The sequence below is a fragment of the Paracoccus sp. (in: a-proteobacteria) genome, from assembly GCF_046462195.1.
Taxonomy (GTDB): domain Bacteria; phylum Pseudomonadota; class Alphaproteobacteria; order Rhodobacterales; family Rhodobacteraceae; genus Paracoccus.
The window spans coordinates 1-9595 of record NZ_JBKGUN010000048.1; the positions used below are offsets into that span (position 1 = coordinate 1).

The following is a 9595-nucleotide window of genomic DNA, read 5'->3' on the forward strand; positions in this document are numbered from 1 at the left end:
ACATGGGACCGGACAGCTGGCAGTGGCACATGTACGACACCGTCAAGGGGTCGGACTGGCTGGGCGACACGGATGCCATGGAATATCTGGCCCGCGAGGCCCCCAAGGCAGTCTATGAGCTGGAACATTACGGCGTGCCCTTCAGCCGGACCGAGGATGGCCGCATCTACCAGCGGCCCTTCGGCGGCCACACGACCGAATACGGCGAAGGTCCCCCGGTGCAGCGCACCTGCGCCGCCGCCGACCGGACCGGCCACGCGATCCTGCACACGCTGTACGGCCAGTCGCTGAAGAACAACGCCGAGTTCTTTGTCGAATATTTCGCGCTGGACCTGATCGTGACCGACGGGCGCTGCACCGGCGTCGTCTGCTGGAAGCTGGATGACGGCACGATCCATGTCTTCAACGCCAAGATGGTGGTTCTGGCAACGGGCGGCTATGGCCGCGCCTATTTCAGCGCCACCAGCGCGCATACCTGCACCGGCGACGGCGGCGGAATGGTGGCGCGTGCCGGGCTGCCGCTCCAGGACATGGAGTTCGTCCAGTTCCACCCGACCGGCATCTATGGCTCGGGCTGCCTGATCACCGAAGGCGCGCGGGGCGAGGGCGGCTATCTGACCAACAGCGAGGGCGAGCGCTTCATGGAGCGTTACGCGCCGACCTACAAGGATCTGGCCAGCCGCGACGTGGTCAGCCGCTGCATGACCATGGAGATCCGCGATGGCCGCGGCGTGGGCGACGACAAGGACCACATCTTCCTGAACCTGATGCACCTGCCGCCCGAAACGCTGCACGAACGCCTGCCGGGCATCAGCGAATCGGCCAAGATCTTTGCCGGCGTGGACGTGACGCGGGCCCCGATCCCGGTTCTGCCGACCGTGCATTACAACATGGGCGGCATCCCCACGAACTATTGGGGCGAAGTGCTGAACCCGACCCAGGACGATCCGGACGCGACCTTCCCCGGCCTGATGGCCGTGGGCGAAGCCGGCTGCGCCTCGGTGCACGGGGCGAACCGCCTCGGGTCGAACTCGCTGATCGACCTCGTGGTCTTTGGCCGTGCGGCGGCGATCCGCGCGGGGCAGGTGATCGACCGCGTGGGGGCCGTGCCCTCGACCAACGCGGCCAGCGTCGATCAGGCGCTGGACCGGTTCGACGGGCTGCGCCATGCCAACGGCACCATCTCGACCGCCGACCTTCGCGACCAGATGCAGCGCACGATGCAAACGGACGCGGCCGTGTTCCGCACGGACAAGACCCTGGCCGAGGGTGTCGAGAAGATGGAAGCGATCGCCGCCAGGCTGGACGACATAAAGGTCACGGATCGCGGGCTGATCTGGAACACGGACCTGATGGAAACGTTGGAGCTGACGAACCTGATGCCCAACGCCCTGACCACCATCGTCGCGGCCGAGGCCCGCAAGGAAAGCCGCGGCGCCCATGCGCACGAGGACTACCCCGAGCGGGATGATGCCAACTGGCGCAAGCATTCGCTTGCCTGGGTCGAGGGCAACCGGGTTAAACTGGCGTACCGCCCCGTTCATCTGGAGCCGCTGACGACGGCCGAGGAAGGCGGGATCGACCTGAACAAGATCGCTCCGAAGAAAAGGGTTTATTGATGCGTTTCAATCTTATTGCCGCTTTCGGTCTGGCCGCCGCAACCCTTGCAGGTTGCGTTGCGCCGGTTCCCATCGCAGGACCCGCGGTTCCGACCGCCCCGATGATGACGCCCGCACCCACGGTTCTTGACGCCGCCTCGCGCCAGGTGGCCCGCAATGTCGTCAACACCGAGATGCAGCGCCGCCTGCCGGGCGTGAACGTTGCACCCTATACTGATTGCGTCATCAACAACGCTTCCACGGCCGAACTGATCGACATCGCGCAAGCCTCGCGCGCGGGCGCTTCGGGCACGGCCGACAGCGTGGCCGCCATTGTTTCGCGCCCTGCCACGACGCAGTGCATCGCGACGGCTGCCCGGTCCGCGTGACCTGATGCGCGCGCAGGCAACCTTTCTGACGCTGGCGCCGCTTTTGGCGGTGCTGGTGGCATGCGGTCCAATCCCCGTGGATCAGGCGGAACAGGTTTGCCTGCGCGATGCTGAACTGGCCCAAAGGCCGCGTGGAAACGTGGCCTTGGGTGTCGGATCGGGATCGGGCGGCGGAACGCGCAGCTTTGGCCGGATCGAAGTGGAAATGTCGGGCGACTACCTGATGAACCGCGATCCCGCGCAGGTCTTCGACCGTTGCGTGATGAGCCGGTCTGGTCAGCCGCCCCGGCAGGGTCTGGCTCAGCAACCGGGTTGGCGGGGTCGGGGCTGATGACCACGCAGCAGGGACGCCGGATGCTTGTGCATATCGGCGTGCAGAAGACAGGGACCACCTCGCTTCAACGGTTCCTGGAACAATCCTCCGACGCGCTGGCCGATTGCCTGGTGATCCGCACGCCCCGAGAGGGCACGCCCATGCGGCCCTTGGGGCGCGCCGCCATCGCCTGCAGCCTGAGTGACGACAAGGATCTGCGAACGGGCCTGCGCCTGGCCTTCGAGGATGTGCTGGAGACCGTGCCCGAGGGCCATCATCCGCTGCTCCTCAGCCATGAGAATCTTGCGGGAGCCATGCCCGGAAACGGGGGTGAGACCGGTCTGTATCCTGCCTTGCCGCGGATGCTGAAAATTTTGGACAAAACAGCGCAGGCCTGCGGTTTTTTCCCTCACTACGTCCTATATACCAGACAGATGCGGACATGGCTCCCGTCAGTCTGGGCACAGGCGGTTCGCACCGATGGATATGACCAAACCTTGCCGCAGTTCGAGGCCGAGACATCGGGCCTGCCGGGATGGGGTGACCTGACGCGCCGGCTGGCCGATGCACTGGGACCCGGCCGAGTGACCCGGTTACGGCTGGAGGACGAGCCCGATCCCGAACGTCCGGGCCGCCAGCTGCTGCTGTTGGCCGGGGTCGAAGCCTCGCGGATCGACGCGCTGCCCCCTTTGGGCCGTCGCGCGATGGAGCGGCTGAACGGCGGCTCGACCGAATTTCTGCGCCGCCTGAACGGGCTGGCCCTTAACCCTCATGCGCGTGACCGGGTCGCCGATCTGGTCGCACGCTCGCAACACTTGTTCACGGCCGATGCGCCGTCCGAAGGCACTCTCTGAAAGGAGCACCCAATGGTCCAGTTCACCCTGCCCAAGAACAGCCAGATCCGGGTCGGCAAGACTTGGCCCGCCCCTGAGGGCGCCAAGAATGTCCGCAAGTTCAAGATTTATCGCTGGGACCCCGAGATGGGCGAGAACCCGCGACTGGACACGTATTTCGTCGATATGGACAAATGCGGTCCGATGGTTCTGGACGCGCTGATCAAGATCAAGAACGAGATCGATCCGACGCTGGCCTTCCGCCGGTCCTGCCGCGAGGGGATCTGCGGGTCCTGTGCCATGGTCATCGACGGCGGCAACCATCTGGCCTGCATCTTCGGCGTCAACGAGGTGAAAGGCGACGTGTCGATCTATCCGCTGCCGCACATGCCGGTGGTCAAGGACCTGATCCCCGATCTGACGCATTTCTATGCCCAGCACGCCTCGGTGAACCCGTACCTGCAGACCAAGTCGCCCACGCCCGGCAAGGAATGGAAGCAGTCGATCGAGGACCGCAAGAAGCTGGACGGCCTTTACGAGTGCATCCTCTGCGCCTCCTGCTCGACGTCCTGCCCCAGCTATTGGTGGAACGGTGACCGTTATCTGGGCCCAGCCGCGCTTTTGCATGCCTATCGCTGGATCATCGACAGCCGCGACGAGGCCACGGGCGAGCGTCTGGACGAGTTGGAGGACCCCTTCAAGCTGTACCGTTGCCACACGATCATGAACTGCACGAACACCTGCCCCAAAGGCCTGAACCCGGCAAAGGCCATCGCCTCGATCAAGCAGATGATGGTCGAGCGCGCCGTCTGATCCCTGTTCCTTGCTAAAGGCTGTCAAGAACAAGGGCCGGAGGTTTTGCCTCCGGCCCTTGTTCATTCAGGGTTGCGGCGACGCTTGTGCCGTCACCCTTCGATGCGGGTGAAATCGGCAATCTGCCGACCTGCTTCGCGAATGCGCGACAAAAGGTTCAGGCGGTTGCGCCGGACGATCTGGTGGTCGGTGTTGACCTGAACTGCCTCGAAGAACGCATCGATCGGAGCGCGCAGGCCCGCGATGGCGGCCATGGCGGCCGGGAAATCCTCGGCGGCCATGGCGTGCTTGATGGCGGGTTCGGCGGTGTCGAGGGCGGCGAAAAGGGCGCGCTCCTCGTCGGTTTCGGCAAACTTGACGTCGGCGCCAAAGCTGTATTCGACGCCGTCCTTTTCCTCGGCCTGCGTCAGGATGTTGCCTGCGCGCTTGAGCCCTTGGGTCAGGTTCCGCCCGTCCTCGGTCGCCAGCATGTCGTTCAGCGCTGTGGCGCGAGCGCCCACCTGCACGAGGTCGTCATTTCCTTCCTGCGCCAGCACGGTGTCGATGATATCGTGGCGGATGCCTTGGTCACGGAGATGGACCTTTAGGCGGTCATGGAGGAAGGAGAGGAGGTCCTCGGAGGTTTCACGATATGGACGGACTTTTGCCTGACCCTCGAACGGCTGTATCTCATTGCGACCGGTAAAGTAAAAGTCGCCTGCGTCTATAGCTGCATTGACGTCATGCTCGGTTGCCTTGCTAGCCAACACCATGTCTCCTGCTCGGATCGCTGCAGGAAGAATAAAATGCTGCTCCGCTGCAATGGGTTGCCCGTCCGGTGCCGTGGTCTTTGCTAGAACTTTTGTTCCTAGCGCACCATTGAACAGTGCAGACTTTACCGAACGCTTTACGGCTTGTTCGGCGATCTGTGTAAATGGCGCTGTTGTCGACCCTCCTTGCAGCAAGCGGATCACCCCCAATGCCGCCCGCCGCAGCGCAAACGGGTCTTTGGACCCTGTCGGCTTTTCGTCGATCGCCCAGAACCCCGCCAACGTGTCGATCTTGTCGGCCAGCGCTACGGCAACCGAAACGGGGGCCGTGGGCACAGCATCCGAGGGGCCGAGGGGTGAGTAGTGGTCGCGGGCAGCGTCGGCCACAGTGTCGGGCTCTCCGGCCTCCAGCGCGTAGTAACGACCCATCGTGCCTTGCAGTTCGGGAAATTCGCCCACCATGGCCGAGCGGAGATCCAGCTTGGCCAGGCGCGCGGCGCGTTCGGCTTGGTCGGGGTCCGCGCCGACCAGCGGCGCGATCTCGCGCGATAGCACGGCGATGCGTTCGATCCGGTCCGCCTGCGACCCCAGCTTGTTGTGGAAGGTAACGGATTTCAGGCCCTCGGCCCAGGCCTCCATTCCCGATTTCGCCTCGCGCAGATCGTTTTCCCAGAAGAAGGCGGCGTCGGACAGGCGGGCCGCCAGAACGCGCTGATTGCCGGCGAGGATGGTCGCACCATCATCGGGCGTCTCGATATTGGCGACAGTGACAAAGCCCTCGATCCGGCCGGTGCGCGGGTTCAGGGCGGAAAAGAACTTCTGGTGCTCCTTCATCGAGGTTCGCAGGACCTCGGGGGGCAGGGACAGGAAGCGATCCTCGATCACGCCCATCAGGGGAACAGGCCATTCGACCAGCCCCGCCACCTCGGTCAGCAGGGCATCGTCGGGAACGATCTGCCAGCCGCGGGCAAAGGCCAGGTTCTCAGCATGCTGGCGGATCTCGGCTTCGCGTTCGCCGGAATCCAGCATGACGCGGGCGCGGCGCAGTTTTGCGGCATAGTCGTCAAAGCTGGTGACGGTGAACATGTCCGGCGCCATGAACCGGTGGCCGCGCGTCTGGTTGGCGGCGATGATGCCCTCCACCGTCAGCGGAACGACGCTGCTGCCGCCTTCGTCGGTCAGGACGCAAAGAATGCTGTGCAGCGGGCGCACCCAGCGCAGGGTGCCTGCGCCCCAGCGCATGGACTTGGGCCATGGAAAGTTGCGGATGGCGGCCTCGAGAACCTCGGCCACGATATCGGCAGCGGGACGCCCGGGGCGCTCGATCCGGGCGAACCAGACCTGACCCTTCTTGTCGTCGCGCGCTTCCAGCTGGTCGCGGCTCAGGCCGGTCGAGCGCAGAAAGCCTTGCAGCGCGGCATCGGGCGCGTCCGTGCGCGGGCCCTTGCGTTCCTCGCGCGTGGTGGGGCTGTGGGCGGTCAATCCTTCCACCGTAAGGGCCAGCCGGCGCGGCGTGCTGAACGCGCCGGCCGAGGCATAGGTCAGGCCGGCCTGCACCAGGCCTTCGGTCACCAGACGCTTGAGGTCCTCGCGGGCGCGGGCCTGCATGCGGGCGGGAATTTCTTCCGAGAAAAGCTCGATCAGCAGGTCGGGCATCAGTCCATCACTCCGCGTTCCGGGGTCTTGTTGTTGTATTGGTGCCAGCCATAGACGCGGCCATCGGGATAAACGGCCAGCACGCGGTCCACATCCGGGTGGATGTCCGCAACCGACAGCACGGCCCGTGCGGCGCCGCTCTCGATATCGGCGCCGATGCGGGGGGCATCGAAACAGTCGAACCAGCGGGGCGCGACCAGCGGCGTGGCGCCCTCGAAGGGCAGGGCATCGGCGGGCACGGCAGGGGCCGTCGCACAGGCACGCCAACGCAACGGGGAGCTGTCGGCGTCGATCCCCTCGAAACCCGACAATGCCAAGGGCTGCATGCCCGCAGCGGTTGTCACGTCAAGGGCCGCGCCCTGCGGGTCGATGCGGCCGTAATAGCCGTATTCCTGCGCATACCACATGCCGCCCCCTGCCGCGACAGCGGCCAGCAGCAGGCCCGCCGCGGCGATCTTGCCCCAGTTCATGCGGCGGCCCCGCCTGCCTCGGTGGTCAGGAACAGATCGGCGCACCCCTTGGCCAGCGCGCGCACGCGGCCGATATAGGCTTGGCGTTCGGTGACCGAGATCACGCCGCGCGCGTCCAGCAGGTTGAACAGGTGACTGGCCTTGATGGCCTGGTCATAGGCGGGATGGGCCATCGGGATGCGGCGGCCTGCGCTGTCGGTCTCGGCGGCCGACAGGATGCGGGCGCATTCCTCCTCGGCATCCTTGAAGTGCTGGAACAGCATGTCGGTGTCGGCCTGGTCAAAGTTCCAGCGTGAATATTCCTGTTCGGTCTGCCGGAAGATGTCGCCATAGGTCAGCGCGATGGGTGCATCAGGGTCGTTGAAGGGCATGTCCATCACATGCTCGACCCCCAGGACATACATGGCCAGGCGTTCAAGGCCATAGGTCAGCTCGCCCGAAACGGGCCTGCAGTCATGGCCGCCGACCTGCTGGAAATAGGTGAACTGGCTGACCTCCATGCCGTCGCACCAGACCTCCCATCCCAGCCCCCAGGCGCCGAGGGTCGGGCTTTCCCAGTCATCCTCGACAAAGCGGACGTCGTGGATCATCGGGTCGAGGCCGATGGCGCGCAGGCTGCCCAGATACAGTTCCTGCAGGTCGGGGGGCGACGGCTTGATGATCACCTGGTACTGGTAATAGTGCTGCAGCCGGTTCGGGTTCTCGCCATAACGGCCGTCCGTGGGGCGGCGCGAGGGCTGGACATAGGCCGCGGCCCAGGAGCGGCCGCCCAAGGCGCGCAGCGTGGTTGCCGGGTGGAACGTTCCCGCGCCAACCTCCATGTCATAAGGCTGCAGGACGGCGCAGCCTTGGGCCGCCCAGTAGGTCTGCAGGCGCAGGATGATCTCCTGGAAGCTGCGGGGTCGGTTGGGGCTGGTCATCGGGCCATCCTTTTGCGTAAGTCGGGCAAGGCGCCTTCTAGGCGCGCGAATGAACAGGGTCAATAAAGGCCCGTGGGGCGGGCGATCCCGCAACGGGCAGCGAAGGAGGCCGGGATGCGGCGTTTGGCGGTGATGGTTCTGGCAGCGACGCTGCCCGGTGCGGCTGTGGCGCAGGACACGCTGATCCGCCTCGAAGCCAAGCGGTCGCCCGAGGCGGCGGCACAGGCGGCAGCCGGTTGGGCCGAACGTTTCGAGGACGTCGTCCTGCTGCCGCTGCCCGGCGGCTGGACCGGCATCGCCCTTGGGCCGATGGAGGAGGACGAGGCTGCGGCGCGTCTGGCGCGGATGCAGCAGGACCGCCTGATTCCCGGCGATAGCTTTGTTACCACAACCGCGGCCGGAACACCCCTGACACCCGTTGCGGCAGGCGAGGGCGCAGCAACCGCTCAAGACGTGGGGGCCGAAGAAGCGGCCGTGGAGCCTGACACCTATCTGCGCCTGGAAGCCCATGCCGATGAGGCCGAGGCGCGTGCCGCCCTGGAACGGGTGCGGACCGGTTTTCCGGGTGCCGGACTGTGGCAGCTGCCTGACGGCTGGTTTGCCGTGGCGCTGGGCCCGGTCGAGGACGAGGCGGCGCGCGCCTGGCTGCCGATCCTGTCCAAGGCAAACCTGATCCCCGGCGATGCGCTGCTGTCATCGGGTACCGATTTAGGGCAATCCCTCGAGGCGGGCGAGGCGCCCGACCTGCCCCTGCCGGATGCCGCCGAACCCTTGCCGCCGCTGGAGGATGTCCAGCGCGCCTTGCGCTGGGCCGGACATTATAGTGGCGAGATCGACGGCAAGGACGGTCCCATGACACGCGGCGCCATCCAGGCGGAAGTGGCTCAGGCACGCGCCTCGACCGATCCGGGAACGGCCATGCGCCTGCTGCTCGAGCGGCGGGCCGCCTGGCGCGAGGAGATGGGGCTGGAACGCTTGCAGGATGCGGCAACGGGGCTGTCGGTCATGGCGCCGATGAAGGCCGTGACCTTTGATCGGTCCGAACGTGCCTTGTCGATCTATGGTCCCCGGGATGGTTCGGGAGCCGCGCTGATCCTCTTCAGCCAGCAGGGCGGCCAGCAGGAGTTGCTGGACCTTGCCGGGCTGGTGACGGCGCTGGGCTGGGTGCCGCGTCCCGAACGGGACGTGCGGCGGGGGCATATCATCCTGCGGGGCGAAAACGACCGGCATATCGGCGCGGCCGAAGGTTGGGTCCGTGACGGCCGGGCCGAAGGCTATGTCCTGATCTGGCCGCAGTCCGATCGGGCAATCCAGACCCGCGTCCTGGCCGAGATCAGCGACAGCCTGACACGTCACGCCCCCGGCCAGTCCGAAGGCAGCGACGCGCCGCTGCCAGTCACTGCACCCTAGTTCTTCGGCTTCAAGGTGCAGGCTGCACAAGGTGTCGCCATGACTTCTGGCAAAAAAGTCAGAGGTGACGTCCTGCTGTGGCGGTCGGGCAGGCTTTCATGCTGGCTCCTGATCCTTCTGTCGCCCCGTGACATGGCTGCCCTTGCGCCGCGACAGTCGTTCCGGGCTGCATGATCGGCGTCGATCCGATGGATTCTCCATGCCGGGCATCGAAAACGTCTGCTTCCCCAAGACGCACTGCAGGCGCTGGAGGCGAGGGAGCGGCATGTGAGTCTTTTGCCCCAAGCATGGCATGATCGTCCGCCTGACCCACGGAGCACCTGCACTTCGGTCCGTTCGACTTCCGACAAAAACGGGCAATGGGGGCCGATTGGCCCGACACTGCAGGATCAGGCAAACAGGCAGGCCGGCTTGCACCGATGGCAATGGCGGCCTTTTCCGCGC

General features: G+C 65.7%; 9 protein-coding genes. 6 read left to right on the top strand and 3 right to left on the bottom strand.

Annotated elements, in window-relative coordinates; genetic code table 11:
- The 5 genes from sdhA to ACLHHB_RS03445 all read left to right on the top strand — a co-directional run.
- The coding region (gene sdhA, locus ACLHHB_RS03425) for a succinate dehydrogenase flavoprotein subunit (RefSeq protein WP_410216884.1) at window positions 1-1619 on the top strand (1619 nt) is incomplete at its 5' end.
- Window positions 1619-1987 carry a hypothetical protein gene (locus tag ACLHHB_RS03430; RefSeq protein WP_410216885.1) on the top strand — a complete coding sequence of 123 codons (369 nt, stop codon included), beginning with the start codon at window positions 1619-1621 and terminating at the stop codon, window positions 1985-1987. The genes sdhA and ACLHHB_RS03430, both read left to right, overlap by 1 nt.
- 4 nt (window positions 1988-1991) lie before the next feature.
- On the top strand, window positions 1992-2318 hold the full coding sequence (locus ACLHHB_RS03435) for a hypothetical protein (RefSeq protein ID WP_410216886.1): 327 nt from the start codon (window positions 1992-1994) through the stop codon (window positions 2316-2318).
- Window positions 2318-3154: a hypothetical protein gene (locus ACLHHB_RS03440; protein ID WP_410216887.1), complete on the top strand. Its 837-nt coding sequence runs from the start codon at window positions 2318-2320 to the stop codon at window positions 3152-3154. Before ACLHHB_RS03435 ends, ACLHHB_RS03440 begins: the two co-directional genes overlap by 1 nt.
- Window positions 3155-3166: 12 nt before the next feature.
- Window positions 3167-3946: a succinate dehydrogenase iron-sulfur subunit gene (locus ACLHHB_RS03445; protein ID WP_410216888.1), complete on the top strand. Its 780-nt coding sequence runs from the start codon at window positions 3167-3169 to the stop codon at window positions 3944-3946.
- A gap of 92 nt (window positions 3947-4038) precedes the next feature.
- Here the strand turns inward: ACLHHB_RS03445 and glyS are convergent, their stop codons facing one another.
- From glyS to ACLHHB_RS03460, 3 genes are read right to left on the bottom strand one after another with little or no spacing between them, the layout of a single operon-like run.
- Entirely contained in the window at window positions 4039-6351 is a 2313-nt protein-coding gene (gene glyS, locus ACLHHB_RS03450; protein WP_410216889.1) for a glycine--tRNA ligase subunit beta, read from the bottom strand.
- Window positions 6351-6821: a DUF6446 family protein gene (locus tag ACLHHB_RS03455; protein WP_410216890.1), complete on the bottom strand. Its 471-nt coding sequence runs from the start codon at window positions 6819-6821 to the stop codon at window positions 6351-6353. Before ACLHHB_RS03455 ends, glyS begins: the two co-directional genes overlap by 1 nt.
- On the bottom strand, window positions 6818-7741 hold the full coding sequence (locus tag ACLHHB_RS03460; RefSeq protein ID WP_410216891.1) for a glycine--tRNA ligase subunit alpha: 924 nt from the start codon (window positions 7739-7741) through the stop codon (window positions 6818-6820). The genes ACLHHB_RS03455 and ACLHHB_RS03460 overlap by 4 nt, the downstream gene beginning before the upstream one ends.
- Before the next feature lie 114 nt (window positions 7742-7855).
- On the opposite strand from ACLHHB_RS03460, the gene ACLHHB_RS03465 reads away from it, so the two are divergent.
- Window positions 7856-9151 carry a peptidoglycan-binding domain-containing protein gene (locus ACLHHB_RS03465; RefSeq protein WP_410216892.1) on the top strand — a complete coding sequence of 432 codons (1296 nt, stop codon included), beginning with the start codon at window positions 7856-7858 and terminating at the stop codon, window positions 9149-9151.
- Window positions 9152-9595: the final 444 nt, after the last annotated feature.

What these genes read in the sequence shown, in the direction of transcription:
- ACLHHB_RS03430 (WP_410216885.1), top strand. Translation starts at nt 1,619, where the DNA reads ATGCGTTTCAATCTTATTGCCGCTTTCGGTCTGGCCGCCGCAACCCTT.
- ACLHHB_RS03435 (WP_410216886.1), top strand. Translation starts at nt 1,992, where the DNA reads ATGCGCGCGCAGGCAACCTTTCTGACGCTGGCGCCGCTTTTGGCGGTG.
- ACLHHB_RS03440 (WP_410216887.1), top strand. Translation starts at nt 2,318, where the DNA reads ATGACCACGCAGCAGGGACGCCGGATGCTTGTGCATATCGGCGTGCAG.
- ACLHHB_RS03445 (WP_410216888.1), top strand. Translation starts at nt 3,167, where the DNA reads ATGGTCCAGTTCACCCTGCCCAAGAACAGCCAGATCCGGGTCGGCAAG.
- glyS (WP_410216889.1), bottom strand. Translation starts at nt 6,351, where the DNA reads ATGCCCGACCTGCTGATCGAGCTTTTCTCGGAAGAAATTCCCGCCCGC.
- ACLHHB_RS03455 (WP_410216890.1), bottom strand. Translation starts at nt 6,821, where the DNA reads ATGAACTGGGGCAAGATCGCCGCGGCGGGCCTGCTGCTGGCCGCTGTC.
- ACLHHB_RS03460 (WP_410216891.1), bottom strand. Translation starts at nt 7,741, where the DNA reads ATGACCAGCCCCAACCGACCCCGCAGCTTCCAGGAGATCATCCTGCGC.
- ACLHHB_RS03465 (WP_410216892.1), top strand. Translation starts at nt 7,856, where the DNA reads ATGCGGCGTTTGGCGGTGATGGTTCTGGCAGCGACGCTGCCCGGTGCG.